Source organism: Paenibacillus sp. FSL W7-1279, assembly GCF_037969845.1.
In the GTDB taxonomy this organism is placed as follows: domain Bacteria; phylum Bacillota; class Bacilli; order Paenibacillales; family Paenibacillaceae; genus Paenibacillus_AQ.
Map to the genome: position 1 here is coordinate 1,628,660 of NZ_CP150215.1, position 17,488 is coordinate 1,646,147.

The window sequence follows — 17,488 nt, forward strand, 5'->3', positions numbered from 1 at the left end:
AGAGCGGACTGGCCCGCATCAGGTAAAGGGACACCCCGGCTTATAGCCTTGGGGCGTCCCTTTTGCGTTTGTTCCAATGGACATGCTGCGTGATACAATAGGTGCATTACGACCTGGAGTGTGGTGTATGTTCAAGAAATTAGGAATGGCATTGGTTTACGCCGCCATAGGTGGTCTTGTGTATTTTTATGGAGATACCATATTGGTCTGGATTCGATCGACAGACAGTATGACGCTGATCATGTTCATGGCTGTCATCATGGCCTTGTTTCCGGTGATCCCTTATCCGGTGGTAGGAGGCGTAATCGGTGCCGCCCTCGGGCCGGTTATCGGTGGAATCGTCACTTGGGTCGGCTCTACCGCTGCTTCCATCCTCATGTTTATATTCATCCGATACGGGTTTCAGGAATGGGGCGACCGGGTGCTTTACCGTTATAACAGGCTGGGAAAAGTGACAACGATGTTCGAACGGAACGCCTTTATGACCATCCTGTTTACCCGGTTGATCCCGTTTATTCCTTCCATTGTCATCAATGTGTACGCGGCTCTCAGCAAGGTAACGTTCTCATCTTACAGCATCGCGTCCGCGCTAGGCAAGATCCCTGCGATGCTGCTGTTCTCGATGGTAGGCGATCATCTGATGACCGACCCTTCCCACATCATGATAACCATTGGGGTATACGGCGTATTTCTCGGGATAACCCTGCTGGTTTACCGGTTGTCAGGCTTTGGCCGTTCGGGAAGAACGGAGGGCAAACGGTTATAATTGCTCAATGGATGAGGCGGGACCACTCCGTTCTGCAGATGCGGAGGTCTCGCCCTTTTTCTTTTGGAACCAAGCCCGAACCGCCTCGATCTCTCGCTGATCCATGCCGTTTAAGCTTTCGTTGATCTCGCTGAATATCATCTTCACCTGCAGAGACAGGAGTCCTCTTCTTCGCTGTCTGCGGGTGCCGCTGACCTCCATGGCGATAATCTGCGGTCGGCGTATATACCTGGTGGACATCGCAATGAAACGGCTGCGGATCGTCAGCTGTTTGTCCGTTACATTAAGTCCGGAATCCCGGTGCGAAAGGAGTCCCCAAGCTAACGAGAGCGGGAGGAGCAGAAGCGATAACAAACCGAGTTTGTCAAAATACCAAATGCATGCGCCGCTAACGATCGCGGCAAAAGCCAGCTTCCACCGCAGGTACATCCATTTTGCGCGGGGCGGCGGCGAAGCGGTAATAGGCTGAGCGCTGAATTGAGGCGTGACCCGATCCAGCAGCGCTGGAATATCTACGATCTTCAGTAGAGGATGAAGCATGAAATGCTTGTCGGACTCGGACGTAAGCACATGAACCTTCACTTCAGCGTAACCGAACCAGCGCCGGAATACGCCTTCTTTCACGGTAATGGCCAGCACTCGTTCGGGAGAGAAGAGCAGTCTTTTTCTCTCCAGCAGACCGCAGCTGACCGAGATTTGTTTCCCGATGCGCTCGACGGTAAATCCCGCATATTTGATCGTGTAGAGCACGGCGGAGAGCAGCCAGGATATGATGAACGCCACAGCGGCAATGCTGATCCAGCTCCCGGGCAGCAGCTTCCCTGCCGATTGAAACAGCGATTGGTACATTTGATCCGGGAGCAGGTCATCGGCAAAAGATAAAATACCGCCTACAAAGGCTAAAGCCAGAGACAGGTTGGGCGAGGAGAGCGCGGCAATGAGCAGGCGTCCCGAGGATAGCTGGAGCAGCGTGCTGCGTTCTTCCTCTGCCGTCCCAGGATCGTCTGCGGTATCTCTCCCGGCAGTAGCGCCGAAATCGGAACCCGTCAATGGATCGCTTCCGTATGCCATGTTCTGATTCGACGGTTGAATGGATTCGTGATTCTCTCGGGTTTCCGACGCTTGAACAGCTGCCCTCTCGCTCGGAGCGGGAAAGCTCTGATCGGATGGGTCGGAACTTTCATGAGCTTGGCGAACCTCCCGTTCCGTCTGCCTTGTTCGGGTTTGCTCGCGCAGCCAGCGCTGCAGCCGTTCGCCTTCGCTATTGGTGATGGCAGGCAGTATGCCGCCGCCTTCCGTTTTGCCCGGCGTTTCGATTCGGACCTGGGTGAGTCCCAGTATTCGCTGCAACAAAGGCTGCTCCAAATTCATGGAATGAATGCGGCCTGTATAGATGGACAACTCCTCACGAAACAGAACGCCGCGACGGATGAGGATTTTGTCCTCTTCTAACGTATAGACGAAGCGTTTCCACTTCAGATACCCGTACAGAAGCAGAAGCGAGACCAGGATGGCGATGACGGCGGACAGCCAATACCAGGGGATATCGCGCAGCGATTTTCCGTTAAGGAATTTGATGGATACGAGAGCGGCGATGGGAATGAGCGATTTTACGCTGCCTACGAGCGGGAACAGGATGAACAGCCGGTGCAGTCTTGTCGGTTCATTCATCGTGATCCACCACTTTAGCCAGCTCGCCGATCTGTTTTTTCAGTTCCTCTGCCTCTTCCAGCTTGAGCGCCTGAATAACATGAGTCGTTGCGGCGGTAACGACCTTTACCTTGGCTAGACCATATTTACGAAGGAGCGGCCCCCGCTCAAGCTCCACATGCTGTACACGCGTCATCGGGACAAGGGTGTCACTGAGCCAGATCCAGCCGGAGCGAAGCTCCAACTCTTCCTCGCTTACCTTGAAGCCGAATTGTTTGTAGGTGAAAGAGGGCACGGCCCAAGTAAACCAGGCTCCGAGAACCAGCAGTCCGATGGTGATCCAGCCCGGTATCAGGGTCCACCCGAATATAGCGGCGATGATCAGATAAGCTGCAGCAGCGAGCAGGATCACTCCATCCGTAATGAAACCCGTGATGCGGGAGATCGTTACGGAGTCCGGGTGACATCTGCGCATAGCGTCAAGCCGATTGTCCATATGTATGTTCCTCCTTGATGTTTAAGATTCGAACAGTCCGTGCATTTATATGTATGTCTACGTTGCTCGGGAAGGATTCGTTTCATCCCGTCTTCCGACTTGCTTGCCGTGCTTATCATTGTAGCATAACGGGCTAACGAGCAATTGAACCTGACCTAACGGTTGCATGAACATATGCCGAATCTGTTAAGCTTGAGTTAAGGAAGAACTTGAAATGATCGAGAATGAAAGGATCGCGTGCAATGAAAATAGACCGGCTATTAGCCATAACCGTCCTGCTTCTGAACCGGGGGAGACTGAGCGCCAAGGAGTTGGCCGATCGGTTTGAAGTATCAAGCAAAACCATATATCGCGATATGGATACGCTATGCCAAGCCGGGATCCCGATTGTGGCCCACCAGGGAATATCCGGCGGGTTTGAAATTATGGAGCATTATATGATCGACAAGTACTGGCTGTCCGCCGAGGAGATGAGTGCGCTGGTTACAGCTGTTAAAGGGATGAGCAGTGCACTGGAGGATCAGCAGATGGGCATCCTGCTTGAGAAGGTAAAATCGCTGCTGCATAGGGTAGAGCAGGGGCTTGGCGATGAATATCAAAGGGAACCGGTGGTCATGGACTTTCAGCCTTGGGGACAGCGTCAAGGACTGAAACCCGCCGTGGGCCTGCTCAAAAAGGCTATTCAAGAAAAGCGCCGGGTCGTGATGGAATATATCGATAGCCGGGGCAACGTGGAGCGAAGAACCATTGAACCGGCATCCTTGATTCTGAAAGGAAATATTTGGTATGTACAAGCCTTTTGCCTGGAGCGGGAAGACTTTCGAATCTTTCGGTTATCGCGCATGCAGCATATCAAGATGCTGGATGAGACTTCGGAGACAAGAATGATACCGAGCATGGAACGATTGGAATGGGAGTCCTCTTGGTCAAGCGCGCTGGAGCAGGAGACGGTGCTGCTATTCGAAGCTGCCGCGCGTCAGCGGGTGGCGGATATTTTTCCGCCGGAACGAGTAACCGTCAACCCGGACGGCTCTTTACGCGTTCGAGTGTTATACAAATTGGATGAGTGGTTTTACAGCATGATACTAAGCTTTGGGGATCAGGTGCTGATTGAACAGCCGGGCGAAGCGGCGGAGGAAGTGAAACGTAGAGCGCAATTGATTATGCAGCGATACGATAACCAGGACAGATAGATGTCCACGTTACCTCTTTAGAATAGAAATATATTCATCTCAAGGAGGAAACAACATATGAGTCATAGTCAACAGCAGAATCAAAGTGAACGATGGGTCGAGACTAGATCCGCCATGTTCATTCAGGGTGTCGGCGTTCGAACGACGAACGAAGCGGAGGCAGGACCGCAAGGCAAAATACCGCAGTTATGGGACCGGTATTTCCAAAGCGGGTTGCAGACGCAATTATCTGAAAAGGATCAAGCCATCTATGCGTTGTACACGGATTACGAGAGCGATGCATCCGGGGCGTACACCTTCATTATCGGCAACAGGATGGATGAAGCTGTGGCAGTTGCGGCTTCTACGGAGGAGCTGCAGCAGGCGTCCGTCCCGGCAGCTAAGTACATGGTATTTCGGACAAGACGCGGCCCTTTGATGGAAGTCGTTCCGCAGGTGTGGCATGAAATTTGGAGTTATTTCCAGCAATCAGCCGATAAAAGGACGTATACCGGGGATTACGAACGCTATGACATGCAGGAGTTTGATCCAGCGAATATTGTGGTGGACGTATATATCGCGATTGAATAGGAGTTAATATCGGCAGAGCATTCCAGTGCCTGGAGTGGAAAGCGACTATTCTTCGGATGATATGACCTAACCCGGGAATACGCGATATTGGCTAATCATGAAGAAGAGGGTGATCCTACAATGGGATTACCCTCTTTATTTTACGATCCAAAGTCCGGCTTCTTGATCATCGTTATGAACGTAGTGCCGCCATAATCAAACGTTGCAACTTCCGAGAAGCCCAGTTGGGTATACAAGCGAATGGCTCGTTCATTGAATTTGGCAACGGTCAGCCGAAACGATTGGCGATTGTGAAATTCAGCGATGGATGCCAGCACGAACGAGAGGAACTCTTTTCCCCGGCCTTGTCCGGTCGATTCCGGTTTCATGCCAAGTCCCAAATCCAGCAGATCCTCGTCATATGCACCTAACGGGATTGCGATCGGAATTTGGGCTGATGAGCCTGTACAGCAAAAGCCGAAGAGCTGCCCTTCCTCGTCCAGTATGGCGTAATACGAACACTCCAGAAGTTCTTTCCGAAACTCCTCATCCGGCTCGTTATTGTAGAAGTCATAGGGAGGTTCATAGCTCCATTGCATAATTTGATCGGCGTACGTTTCGGTCATGGCCGTGATACGAAGAGGCATTATTCTCATCCTTTGGGTTTGTTGATATAGGTTTCTTCCCTATATCCTTATTTCGATTTGGAAGTGAAAAAGCCTTCTCTTCCGTGTTCATAGCCGGTCTAAAGGACCCCGAGCCACTATGGAAGAGAAGGCATCCATTCCGAGAAGGTTCAGCTTATTTGAACCCGGTTAACGCCGATCCCGATTTCATGAAATACTTCTGTCCGAAGAAATAGATCAGGATCATGGGAATCGCCATGATGGTGGAAGCCGCCATCAGTTTTTCCCACTGCGCCCCGTGGTCCTGTTGAAAGCTTTGCAGGCCGACGGTGATGGTCCATTTTGCTGAATCGTTCAAATAAATGAGCGGGCCCATGAAATCCACGTACGACCAGACAAAAGAAAACAAAGCGACGGTGGCCAATGCCGGTTTCAGGATCGGCATGATGATCTTGACATATATTCGCAGCTCCGAAGCCCCATCGATCTTTGCTGCCTCGGACAATTCGGTCGGTACGCCAAGCAGGAACTGCCGAAGCAAAAAGATGAAGAACGGTGCCCCGAAGAATGCGCCGATGGTAAGCGGCATGATCGTATTGACCCACCCGAGCTTGGTGAAGATGATGTACTGCGGAATCATCTGCACTTGCGCCGGCAGTATCATGGTCGCCACCACGATGGTAAAGATGATGTTCCGGCCCTTCCAAGGAATGCGGGAAATCGAGTAGGCTACCAGCGGTGCAGAGAATAGCTGACCGATGATATTCACCATACAAATCAGAAACGTGTTCATCATGTAGCGGGTAAAGGGAATAGCTGAAAGCGCCTCTTTATAATTCGACCACTGAAACGTCTCCGGGAAGATGCTCGGCGGGAACTCGAGTATCTCTTCCGGCGTCTTCAACGAGGTCATCACCAGCCATACGAATGGAAACAGAAAGATCACAGCGAATAGAAGAAGGACCAAATGCGGTATGATCACTCGCAGCCTGACAGCCATATTAATCACCTCCGTAATAGACCCAGCGGCCTGACGTTTTTAACAGGATGAACGTAATCAGCAGCACAATGATAAACAGAATCCAGGCGAGCGCCGAGGCATAACCCATCTTCAGAAAGACAAAGGCTTCCTGGTACAAATTGACCGCGTAGAACAGCAGCGATTGCTCCGGCCCGCCCAAAGAGCCGCTTCCATCCACCTTGCCTCCGGCCAGGATATAAGACTCCGTAAAGATTTGAAAGGCGCCGATCAACCCCATAATGAGCTGAAAAAGAATAATGGGGGACAGGGCAGGGACCGTAATCTTCCAGAACCGGTACCACCAGTTCGCTCCGTCTACCTGAGCCGCTTCATAATATTGCCTCGGCACGCCCTGAAGGGCGGCCAGGAAGATTAATGCGCCTGCACCTGATCCCCATAGGCTCATCAGGATAAGAGACGGTTTCGTATAGCGGGGATCAAGCAGCCACGCCGGGTCCGTTAAACCCAGGGTGCGAAGTGCCATGTTAACCAAACCGAAGTCGGGGTTCAGCATCCATGTCCACAAGAGAGCGCTTGCAACGATGGGTATGACGGATGGAAGGTAGAAGATGGTGCGGTAATAATTGATTCCTTTCACTTTGAAATTGAGCATCATGGCAATCAGCAGAGAGACCGCCAGCGTGATCGGCACGGATATGAACGCCATGAAAAAGGTGTTACCGAGCGACTTATAAAAGCGGTCATCCGCGAAGATTAACTCGTAATTCTGAAGCCCTACCCACTTGGGAGGGCTGAATAAATCGTATTCGGTCAGACTCAGGTAGAGCGAACCGAAGAACGGGTAGACCGTAAAAGCCAGAAAGCCGATAATCCAAGGAGAAGCGAACGCCAGGCCAAGGAATACATAATGACGCTCCTTCCGGGACCAGCCTGATACGCGTTTTCGTTGATTGGCTGCTGTGGTGACCTTCATCTTCGCGATTCTCCTTCCGCTTTAAGTTTTTAGTATGCAGCTCCGCCCAATACATCGCTGCATTGGACAGAGCCTGCTCAGCTCATCATTTCACCAGCGGCTGAATCTTTGCCTTTACCTTGTCCAAGCCTTCCTCCATGCTGACGGTACCTCGGAGAATAGCATCATATTGCGCGCTGAATTCCGTCATGTACTCATTCGCGTAGGAAGAAGCCGGGAAGGACTTCAGGTTCTCGCTTCCTGAATAGTCCAGGAATTCCTTGAACCCGGGCACATCCTCATAGAGTGGATTGGAAAAGGCAGAGTTCCTCGTCGGGAGATTCCCAAGGGCAGCCGTAAATTCGGCCATTTGCTCCGGCTCGGTCATCCATTTGATGAATTTCCAGGAAGCATCCGGGTTTTTGACGCCTTTCGGGATATAGAATACGCTGGTAGTCACATTTCCGGAGTTTTTAAATTCCGGGTTGTTCTCATCATAAGGAATCGGGGCAATGCCATAATTCAGATCAGGCGCGTATTGTTTGATGAAGGTGGGCAGCCATTCTCCGTCAATCGTCATCGCATACTTGCCCGAGAAGAACGGATTCTGTGCCGACATGTATTGGCCAAGTCCGGAAGAGAATCGATCCAGATTATCGGAACCGTATTGATCCCAGATCTCCTTCGAGAGCTTAATGGCCGATTGGATCCCGGGATGGTCCGGGGTCACCTGCTGCGTCGCTTCATCATAAAACGATCCGTTGAAGGCATAGCTGAACGTATACGCATCCATTCCGGGCCACAGTCCGAGCCGCTGGAGGCGCCCGCCATCCTCGACGATGCTCAGCTTTTTGATATATTCTTTAAGCTCGCTTATGGTTTCCGGTGGACCGTCATAGCCGGCTTCCTGCAATATATCCTTGTTGTAGAACAGCATGGATACATGCATGGCCGTCGGGATTGCATACGTCTTGCCTTCATGCTGGGACGTGCTTAGGGCGGCCGGCACGAAGTCCTTAAGATCCAAGCCGTCCTTCGTTATATAATCATCGAGCGGCATCATGGCGCCGCGCAGCCCCCACGGCACGACATTTTGTCCAAATTGGGATGCGATGTCCGGAGGATTGCCCCCGGTTATCGCGGTAAGCTGTTTCTGATAGTCGCTTTGGGATAGACCCTTTACTTGAATGTCGGGATTGGCCGAGTTCCACTTGGCAATCAATCGTTCCAGTGCTTCCGCTTCCGGTCCGGTCCATCCGTACCAGAAGTCGAGCGTTACGGCATCCTGTGCAGGTGGATGATCGGATGGCTTGTCACCATCACTGCCTGATTGCGGCGCATTGCCGCCTGAGCATCCTGTTGCGATAGAGAACAATAGAATAAGGCTCCAGATCCAATGTTTCTTCTTACTCATTCCTCTTCCTCCCCTTGAGCTATCGTGTACAATCCGTGTAGCGTAATCAAAGTTCTATTAATTTCCCTCCCCAAAACAGTTGACTAAACAACCGGCCCTGATCCAGTTATTTGTAAGAATTATGGATATCGTAGCATGTAAAAAAATCATTTCATTTCACTATCGTGTTCAAAAATAGGATTATCGTATGGCATTGAACGTTCTATTTGATCGCTTGTTTACGAAAGTCGGTGGGGGAGATGCCCGTGTATTTTTTGAAGATTCTGCAAAAATAGGAGAGTTCGTTAAAACCGGTGGAGTAGCAAACATCCGTGACGGTTAACTCCGGCTGCTTCAGCATCATCATGGCTTGTAGAATCCGCAGGTCGGTGAGATACCGGTTGAATGTTTTGCCTGTCCATTCTTTGAAGAGGATGCAGAACGTGGACCTCGATAAATTCGATAGGGTGCATAGATCATTTATATTCATATCTTCCTGGTAGTGGTTATGGATGTGATCAACGACTCTTGTCATGATTCCCCGGTATTTCTCTGATTTCTCGAATCCTTCTCTGAGCAGTTCACCGTTGACCTGCCGTACCAGAATCGAGAGGAGGATAAGCAGCTTCGCCTTGAGCGCTATTTGAAAAAAAGGGGTACGTCTCTCGTATTCAATCAGCATGTCCTTCAAGACATTTTGGACCGTTACGTCGGTAACGGTGTCCAGCGTTATTTTGGCCTGGGCGTTCATTTCCTGGCGCAAAAAGTATTCCAGGAACGCCACATCGAAAAAAGCATGATCTGTTGGCATTTCCTGAAATCTCTCGTTCACGAAGGCAGGCATAAATTCGCATCCGTAAATCTCGATGTCCTCTTCGGGTGAAATGCTGACACTGTGCAAGGTAAATGGAGGTATAACAAAAATATCGCCTTTGGAGATCTCGTACGCCTGTTGATTGACGGTGTGTTGGAATCCCCCTTTCGCCACATACCAAATCTGAAAATAATCATGACAATGCGTCCATAAGCTCTGTTGATAGGTCAATTTATACATTTTGCACGGAAGACCTTCCAACATTTCCATCTTTGAGTTAAAATAAACGACACCTGATCCAGTTAGTTCTTCAAGATCCACCTGACTCCAATAAATACTCAATGTTTTACCCTCCCCTATTGATTTCCTTCAGAATTAAGAAAACGCTTTCAATTTAGGTGTCAGCTATTTTCTTAAAGATGATTATCCCTGAAAAACAAATCGTGTACAGCATTCCTCTTCCTGCCCTTTGAAATATGTTTCGCATTCGCAAACATCCTATTTCTAGGGGAACGTGGGGTTGTTATGAAAATTGTATATTTGGATGGTTTGAGAGGTTTCGCTGCCTTGATCGTGGTCGTATCTCATTTTTTTCAGGTGTTTGCACCGTCTGTTTTTGAGGGGAGGAAGGAGATCGAGCATTTCGCTTTCGAGGGGATTGCCGCGCGAACACCGTTCAATCTGCTGTTTAACGGCAACTTCTCGGTCTGTCTGTTTTTTGTGTTGAGCGGATATGTGCTCAGCTATCGATTTTTTCAAACCCGGGACAGGCTCGTCATTTATTCGTCTGCCATTCGCCGCTATTTTCGTTTGGCCGTACCCGCCTTGGTGTCCGTTTTGCTTGCTTATCTGATTCTCGTTCTGGATCTCGGAGCGTACGACAATATACGCGGAGTGACGTTATCTTCGATGCCGGATCCGTTTGCTGCTGACGCCAATCTGTTGGTCATGCTGAAGGAAAGCCTGTTTCATACCTTTTTCACGTATGGATCGCAATACAATCCCGTGCTTTGGACGATGACCTACGAGCTGTTTGGATCATTTCTGATTTTTGTTATTCTAGTAACTTGTGGCCGTCATGGGATTCGTTATGCCGTTTATGCCGTCCTTATCTGCGTATTCATCGATTCCTATTACCTGGGATTTATATTGGGCATGCTGCTCAGCGATGTAAAGAATAGCGGGAGGGACTGGCTGGCATCTATCCATCGGCCCTGGATCCATATCCTGCTTCTCTGTATCGGTATTTACACAGGCTCCTATCCCTATGTCGCACCGCAAGGAACGATTTATTCGCTTCTTCAATGGGGAGCTTCCGATTTTAATTTCTTTGTGTTCTATCATGTTATCGGATCCTTCCTCATCCTAGGGGTCCTGTTGAATTCGAACCGAATGCAGTCGATATTCAGCCACAGGTTTTTTGCTTATTTGGGTAAAGTCTCTTTTTCGTTGTACCTTGTGCACTTCTCCGTTATTTGTTCCCTGGGGAGCTTTATATTTCTGTTTCTTAGCCCGCTTCTAACCTATGGCTCCAACGTGCTGCTTACAACGATCATCACGTTCCTGGTTATCGCTGTCACGGCCCATGGGTTCTACAGGCTGATTGATGCCCGGATATTGCTCTGGTTAACGCGGTGGAACAAGCGGCTGTTCTCTGCTCAGAAATTAAGGGGACAGGGACATAGTGGGCAAGTACAAACGGACCAGACCATGAAGGCCGATTATATCAATACAGATCCGTTTATTTCAGCGTGTGGGCGAAAATAAAACGAAAAAACCTTCTCTTCCGCGTACATGGCCGGGCATACGCCCGGTCCATGCCGAGAAGAGAAGGTTTTCTTTTGTCACAGCGACCATTCAAGATCCGCTGGCATGGGTCTGCACCACATGCTGCCTGCGGTAGGCGCCCGGCGTCATGCCGACGGCCTTCTTGAACGTCCGGTTGAAGGAGGTAATGTTGAGATAGCCGACACGCTGGCTGATCTCATTGACGGTCAAGTCCGTGCATGCCAGCAGTTCCTTCGCTTTGTTCATACGGATGCCAAGCAGATGGTCGCTGAAGTTAAGACCCGTCTTCTCCTTGATATAGACGGAGAGGTAGGCGCTCGACAGGTTCAGCTTGGCTGACAGATAGTCGAGAGACAGATCATCGGCATACTGGTTATGGATAATGTTCATGAACATGGCGATGAGCGGCTCTTCGCCAGTATCCTTTTTCTTGCGAATGAGGGCGCAGGAGGCTTCGACGAGCTGGCGGAATACCCCCTGGTAATCTGTTAAGCAATGGCATTCTGCCAATCTTGCGCTCCACTGCTTTAAGGATTGGACAGATGTTTTGTCAATCTGGGCCGTCTCCATATAACTTAGAATCTTGGAAGCGACCGAATCGGCGAAGAAACGGAATTGCGAGATGCCGCCCTCCTTGCGCTGCATGGCCCCGAGCGCCTGATCGATGATTTGCAAGGAACGGCTGTCGCTGCCGGATTGCAGCGCGTCAAGCAGTCCTTTTTCCTGAGACGGGCTTAGGTTGACAGTGTTTGGAAGGACCCGCTGCTTGGTTACCACCTGTGATTCCTCCAAGAGATGTGCCTGTGCGGTCAGTCCTTTGACCTGATGGTAGGCTTGATTGAATTCGGACGAGTGGCTCACTTGGGAACTGACGGCGATGGTGACAAGGAACAATTCCTTTTCCTCATTTAACATGTCCTTGATTTCCTGCAGCAGTTCCTCCAGGCGGGCGGCTTCCTCCCGTTTAAAGATGGATACGATCTCATTCTTTTCGATCTGGAACGTGTGGGATCCCGGATAGCGTTCTGCCGTGATCAGATGAATATGTTCCAGCATATGGCGGACCGCCTGATCGGTCTGGAGGGGGAGCTCATAAACCGGATTCATCCGGAAACGGATGTGATACAGTACCACGATGAAGCTTCCATCATCCGACAGGAAATCCTCCCACTCGCTAATATCGGTATTGATGCTCTTCAGCTGACTGATATAAGAGTAACTGGTTAGAACGGATTTATGCTTGTTCATGCGCTCCCGTATTTCTTCCTTCTCCCGGAACAGCTCTTGAATCCGGTTCTGGATCAGATCGTATTCGGTGATGCTTCCGGATTCCGGCATGGATGAACTGTTGGCTCTGTTCAGCACGGTTGTTAAAATCTGCTTCACCGGCTTGTGCAATCTGCGACTCAGGAAAAAGGAAGCGGCAAGGGCCACGCCAAGCGACAGGCAGAAGATGAGCAGCAAACCGCCGGTCAACCGGCTGAGCTGCGAAGAGACATGGCTGTAAGGCACAGCCGAGACATAGGTCAGTCCGTCGGACCCGGCTTCGGCAAAATAGTAGGTTCCCTCTTTGAGCACGGCCTTCTGTCCGGCTTCAAACGTCGGCAGCTGATCTTGGTTCATGGAGCCCAGCATATAGAGCACTTGGCCTTCGTCATTCAGAATGGCGAGTGCACGATCATCGGATTCGCCGAAGAAGGACTGAGCGGCCTTGTCGATATCGATAAGGGCAATGACCTCATAAGGACTGTCCGGCTGCTTGTAGACAAAAGGCATCAGTGTTTTCTCGGACAAATCGTTGTTGATTTGATAAGTTGCCGCAGGGAGAAGTTTGAAGGATTCCTGATGGCCCTCGTAGCTGCTCCAGAACGAATATGGATACCTCGGGCTTGCATAGGAACGATTGAACATATAGGAAGCATCGCCGCTTCCGGATTTGCTCAGTACAAAATCAAACTCCCGGAGATAAATCAGGGTATCCTCCAGAAAGAACAACGGATTATAGATATCGCTCCGCATCTGCAGCATCACATCTCGAGCCTTCAAGTAATTGACTTCGTTTCCGGCCTGGTGGCGAAGCTGATTATTGAAGCCGATTAATTCGGATTGATTGTATATATCGAACATTAATACCTGCAATCTGCTGAATTGGTTGTTGAACCGCTCTGCCGTATCGTGAACCGCCTGCTGGCTGGTATCGATGATTTCTTTCTGCAGGCTGGTCTTAAAGAGTTGGAAAATGACCGTATAGAACAATCCGAATAACACGATGATGGCCAGAAAGCTCAGAAAAATTTTAAAGAATACACTGCGGCTTTTATGTCTGATCCAATTCACAGCCTTCCCCCCTTTATATTTTTCTGACGTCCAAGGTTTCACAACATTATATAGGACAAGTGTTAAGGATTGTGCCCGATTCATGTTAATCGTTCGTAAAAAATGGATAGTCAATATTTTAGATTTTAAGCAATGCTTTAGGAAATCGGTGTTTCTGCCCATTCATCCAATGAAAGGCGAGACATCATTAAAATGGTCAATACCCTTAATACGTTCGGGTCGTTTATGATGCAGTCGTGGACCTTGGGACACACGAAGACGCATAGACGAAAGAGGGGGGATTGCCGATTTTACAACGTCATCTAAACACCTTGGAAGCGCATTCAAACATTCGCAGGAAAAGTGCTTGGCGAAGATGGATGATGCAGGTTCGCAGAAACTGGCAGCTGTACGCTTTATTTGCACCAGTTCTGTTATACTTCATTGTATTTCATTATGTACCCATGTATGGCGTCCAGATTGCATTTAAGGATTTTATTGCGAACAAAGGGATCATGGATAGTCCATGGGTAGGCTTCAAGCATTTTGAACGCTTTTTTGACAGCTTTTATTTTTGGCGCATTATCAAAAACACGATGGGCATCGGGTTATATGAGCTGGCGGTCGGATTTCCGATTCCGATTATCCTGGCATTGATGATCAATGAAGCCAGATCGGGCCGGTTCCGCCGATTTGTACAAACCGTAACTTATGCACCCCATTTCTTATCTACGGTGGTCGTCGTCGGCATGATCATGATGTTCCTGTCGCCGGTCAGCGGCCTGGTCAATTCGATTATCACCTCCTTCGGCGGAGAGCCGATCGCCTTCATGACGGAGCCCTCCTGGTTCAAGAGCATCTACGTATGGTCCGGCGTATGGCAGGGTATGGGCTGGAGCTCTATTATCTACTTGGCGGCACTCGCCGGGATTGATCCGCAGCTGCATGAGGCGGCCAAGGTGGATGGAGCAGGCTGGTTCCGGCGAATATGGCATATCAATCTGCCGGGCATTGCTCCAACGATGACCATTCTGCTGATTCTGAACATCGGTTCCGTTCTGGGCGTCGGCTTCGAGAAGATCTTCCTGATGCAAAATTCACTCAATATGGAAGCGTCTGACGTCATTGCTACGAATGTATACCGGAGTGGTATACTGGGTGCCCAGTACAGCTTCTCGGCTGCGGTTGGCCTGTTTAACTCCGTTGTAAACTTCATCCTGCTGATTACCGTAAACCGGATCGCCCGAAAAGTCAGCGAGAACAGCCTATGGTAAGGAGGAATGATGCGTATGCCGCAAAGCCGAAGTGAACGAATAGCCGGAGTATTTATTTACATTATACTATCTTTTATCACGCTCCTTGTACTGTATCCTTTATTTTTTGTTCTTATTGCTTCCATTAGTGCACCAGAAACGGTCATGCGAGGGGAAGTATGGCTCTGGCCAAAGGAGCTGTCATTTGTCGGATATGAGCGGTTGTTTGCCAATTCGGAGCTTGTGCGAGGATTTCTGAACACCTTGCTCTATACCACGACGGGAACGGCGCTGAATGTTCTGATGACCATTGCGGCAGCCTATCCGCTCTCCAGGGTTGATTTCAAGGGTCGACATGTATTTACACTCATCATTGTCTTTACTATGTTCTTCAGCGGTGGAATGATCCCCAATTACTTGCTGGTGAAGGAACTGGGAATGCTGGATACGATTTGGGCCATCATTATTCCTTCGGCGGTATCCGTGTGGAACATTATCATCATGCGGACCTTCTTCCAGAGTTCCATTCCGAAGGAAATGCAGGAGGCAGCGTTCATTGATGGGGCGTCCAATATGCGGGTACTGCTGCGGATTGTGCTGCCGTTATCCGGACCGATATTGGCCGTGATGGTGCTGTTCTACGCCGTAGGTCACTGGAATTCGTATTTCAGCGCGCTGATCTACTTATCTGATCGTGCTAATTATCCGATGCAGCTGTTCCTGCGAGAGATTCTGGTACAGGGACAGATGCAGGAGATGGTGGATATCAGCGATGATTCACTGGCGCGAAGTCTGATGGACGCGGAAGCCATCAAATATGCGGCGGTCATTGTGACGAATCTGCCGATGCTGCTGCTGTACCCGTTCCTGCAAAAGTATTTTGTGAAGGGCGTTATGATTGGTGCAATTAAAGGTTGATTACGGATATTTCATGAGGAGGAATTGAATTTTATGGTGATGAGAAAATGGACTTCACTTACATTGGCAGCTGTACTGGCAGCCGGATTGCTGGCAGGCTGCGGTAGTAAAAGCGGGGAAAGTGCAACGGATAAAGGTGAGACGCCGCAAGCCAATTTTAACGAGACCGGCATGCCGATTGTGAACGAGCCCCTCGATCTGACGTTCTTCACGGGCAAGTCGCCATCAAACGGGAGCAAATTCGAGGAAACGCTCGTATGGAAAACCTATCAAGAGATGTCCAATGTGAATGTGACCTGGAACCTCATTCCATTCGATACCCTGACCGAGAAGCGGAATTTAGCGCTGGCAGGTGGAGATTATCCGGATGTATTCTACTCCGCAAGGGTCAGCTCCGCAGAGTTAACCCGTTATGGGGAGCAAGGAGTATTTATACCGCTGAATGATCTGATCGATAAATACGCACCGAATTTCAAAAAGCTGATGGAAGAGTACCCGGATATTCGAAAAGGGCTGACGATGCCGGACGGCAACATTTATTCCCTGCCATCTTTCTACGATCCTGCGCTGCTCTCCATGTTGATTGGTACACCGATTTGGATTAATCAGGAGTGGCTGGATCAGCTCGGGATGAAAGAGCCGCAGACGACAGAAGAATTCTATGCGTATTTGAAGGCGGTAAAAGAAACCGATCTAAACGGTAACGGAAAGCATGATGAGATTCCTTTCGCTTCAGCAGGCATTACCGGAATCATCGATCACTTGAAAGGCTCTTGGGGACTTGGCACAAGCGGACTTGGCCATAAATTGGTGGACATAGATCCGGACACTGGGAAACTGCGCTTCACCAAAGCGTTGCCGGAGTATAAGGAAATGCTCCAGTTCGTAAACAAGCTGCACCAGGAAGGACTGCTCGATAAAGAGATCTTCACGATTGAGGGCGGCGCATTGAATGCCAAAGGGCAAGAGGGCCTGCTCGGTGCCACAATTGTGCCGAATCCGGAGATGGTGATGGGTCGCAAAGAATACATCGGGCTCGGGGCGCTTAAGGGACCGCATGGTGATCAGCTCTATTCCCACGTCAAAGTGCCGATGGTTCACGTAGGTGCATTTGCGATTACCGATAAGAACCCGAATCCGGAAGCAACGATCCGCTGGATGGATTACTTCTACGGGGATGAGGGCGCCCAGTTCTATTTCATGGGTAAAGAAGGCGAGACATTTACGAAGAACGCTGACGGTCAGCTGGAGTATGTGAAGGAGATTACGGAGAATCCAAATGGATTAACGCAGGATCAGGCGTTGGCCAAGTATTTCACTTGGCTGGGGGGCAGCTATCCTGGCTTTGTGCGGGAGAAATGGTTTAAAGCCTCGGAGACACGACCTAACGCCATGGCCGCAGCCGAAAAGGCAGAGCCGTATGCCGTGAAGGAGATCCTGTACAACTTTAACTTTACATTGGAGGAAACGGAGGTCATGACCTCGATTGGTAAAGATATCGAGGATTACGTTAAGGAAATGGAAGCGAAATTCGTGAACGGCTCGGCCTCGTTCAGCCAATGGGATGAGTATGTGAATACACTTAATAAGATGGGATTGGACCGATACATGGAGGTTTACCAGGCCGCTTATGAGCGCTACCAGGCGGAGTAAACGGAAACGATGACAATCGAAAGACGTGGTACGGGGAGGAACCCGTATCGCGTTTTTTGCTATTCCAAACAATTGGTGAAATATTCCAAAAGGGGTGATAAGATCATATTTAATGACAATTAGATGCCTCAAAAAAAAT

Annotated in this window: 15 protein-coding genes; 7 read left to right on the plus strand and 8 right to left on the minus strand. The window is 49.8% G+C overall.

Annotation, left to right across the window (positions count from 1 at the left end; all coding sequences use genetic code 11):
• The first annotated feature begins 127 nt into the window (after positions 1-127).
• Positions 128-766 carry a TVP38/TMEM64 family protein gene (locus MKY82_RS06870; RefSeq protein ID WP_339222282.1) on the plus strand — a complete coding sequence of 213 codons (639 nt, stop codon included), beginning with the start codon at positions 128-130 and terminating at the stop codon, positions 764-766.
• Here MKY82_RS06870 and MKY82_RS06875 read toward each other — a convergent pair.
• On the minus strand, positions 761-2,437 hold the full coding sequence (locus tag MKY82_RS06875) for a PH domain-containing protein (RefSeq protein ID WP_339295790.1): 1,677 nt from the start codon (positions 2,435-2,437) through the stop codon (positions 761-763). The genes MKY82_RS06870 and MKY82_RS06875 overlap by 6 nt on opposite strands.
• Positions 2,430-2,912, minus strand: coding sequence for a PH domain-containing protein (locus MKY82_RS06880; protein ID WP_339295791.1), 483 nt, complete (start codon positions 2,910-2,912; stop codon positions 2,430-2,432). Before MKY82_RS06880 ends, MKY82_RS06875 begins: the two co-directional genes overlap by 8 nt.
• 242 nt (positions 2,913-3,154) lie before the next feature.
• On the opposite strand from MKY82_RS06880, the gene MKY82_RS06885 reads away from it, so the two are divergent.
• On the plus strand, positions 3,155-4,105 hold the full coding sequence (locus tag MKY82_RS06885; RefSeq protein ID WP_339295792.1) for a YafY family protein: 951 nt from the start codon (positions 3,155-3,157) through the stop codon (positions 4,103-4,105).
• A 57-nt stretch (positions 4,106-4,162) separates the two neighbouring features.
• Positions 4,163-4,675, plus strand: a complete 513-nt coding sequence (locus MKY82_RS06890) for a GyrI-like domain-containing protein (protein ID WP_339295793.1) — start codon at positions 4,163-4,165, stop codon at positions 4,673-4,675.
• Positions 4,676-4,815: 140 nt separating this feature from the next.
• On the opposite strand, the gene cpaA is transcribed toward MKY82_RS06890, so the two are convergent.
• The 5 genes from cpaA to MKY82_RS06915 all read right to left on the minus strand — a co-directional run bounded on the left by cpaA (position 4,816) and on the right by MKY82_RS06915 (position 9,763).
• Entirely contained in the window at positions 4,816-5,301 is a 486-nt protein-coding gene (gene cpaA, locus MKY82_RS06895; protein ID WP_339295794.1) for a capreomycin N-acetyltransferase CpaA, read from the minus strand.
• Positions 5,302-5,455: 154 nt separating this feature from the next.
• Positions 5,456-6,280, minus strand: a complete 825-nt coding sequence (locus tag MKY82_RS06900; protein WP_113058600.1) for a carbohydrate ABC transporter permease — start codon at positions 6,278-6,280, stop codon at positions 5,456-5,458.
• A 1-nt stretch (position 6,281) separates the two neighbouring features.
• A complete protein-coding gene (locus MKY82_RS06905; protein ID WP_339222295.1) occupies positions 6,282-7,235 on the minus strand; it encodes a sugar ABC transporter permease in 954 nt (317 codons plus the stop codon).
• An 85-nt stretch (positions 7,236-7,320) separates the two neighbouring features.
• Positions 7,321-8,628, minus strand: coding sequence for an ABC transporter substrate-binding protein (locus MKY82_RS06910; protein ID WP_339222297.1), 1,308 nt, complete (start codon positions 8,626-8,628; stop codon positions 7,321-7,323).
• A gap of 202 nt (positions 8,629-8,830) precedes the next feature.
• Positions 8,831-9,763 (minus strand): AraC family transcriptional regulator, encoded by a 933-nt coding sequence (locus MKY82_RS06915; RefSeq protein WP_220686271.1) that lies wholly within the window; start codon positions 9,761-9,763, stop codon positions 8,831-8,833.
• Between the two features lie 183 nt (positions 9,764-9,946).
• Here MKY82_RS06915 and MKY82_RS06920 point away from each other — a divergent pair, with 183 nt between their 5' ends.
• Positions 9,947-11,188, plus strand: coding sequence for an acyltransferase (locus MKY82_RS06920; protein WP_339295795.1), 1,242 nt, complete (start codon positions 9,947-9,949; stop codon positions 11,186-11,188).
• Positions 11,189-11,278: 90 nt separating this feature from the next.
• Here the strand turns inward: MKY82_RS06920 and MKY82_RS06925 are convergent, their stop codons facing one another.
• Positions 11,279-13,546 carry an AraC family transcriptional regulator gene (locus MKY82_RS06925; RefSeq protein WP_339295796.1) on the minus strand — a complete coding sequence of 756 codons (2,268 nt, stop codon included), beginning with the start codon at positions 13,544-13,546 and terminating at the stop codon, positions 11,279-11,281.
• Between the two features lie 362 nt (positions 13,547-13,908).
• On the opposite strand from MKY82_RS06925, the gene MKY82_RS06930 reads away from it, so the two are divergent.
• Genes MKY82_RS06930 through MKY82_RS06940 form a run of 3 tightly spaced genes read left to right on the plus strand, consistent with a single transcriptional unit; the run spans position 13,909 to position 17,349 of the window.
• Entirely contained in the window at positions 13,909-14,799 is an 891-nt protein-coding gene (locus MKY82_RS06930; RefSeq protein ID WP_233355163.1) for an ABC transporter permease subunit, read from the plus strand.
• A gap of 15 nt (positions 14,800-14,814) precedes the next feature.
• The gene (locus tag MKY82_RS06935) at positions 14,815-15,696 is read left to right on the plus strand and encodes a carbohydrate ABC transporter permease (RefSeq protein ID WP_071221163.1); all 882 of its coding nucleotides are present in this window, start codon (positions 14,815-14,817) and stop codon (positions 15,694-15,696) included.
• Between the two features lie 33 nt (positions 15,697-15,729).
• Entirely contained in the window at positions 15,730-17,349 is a 1,620-nt protein-coding gene (locus MKY82_RS06940; RefSeq protein ID WP_194541325.1) for an extracellular solute-binding protein, read from the plus strand.
• Positions 17,350-17,488 lie beyond the last annotated feature (139 nt).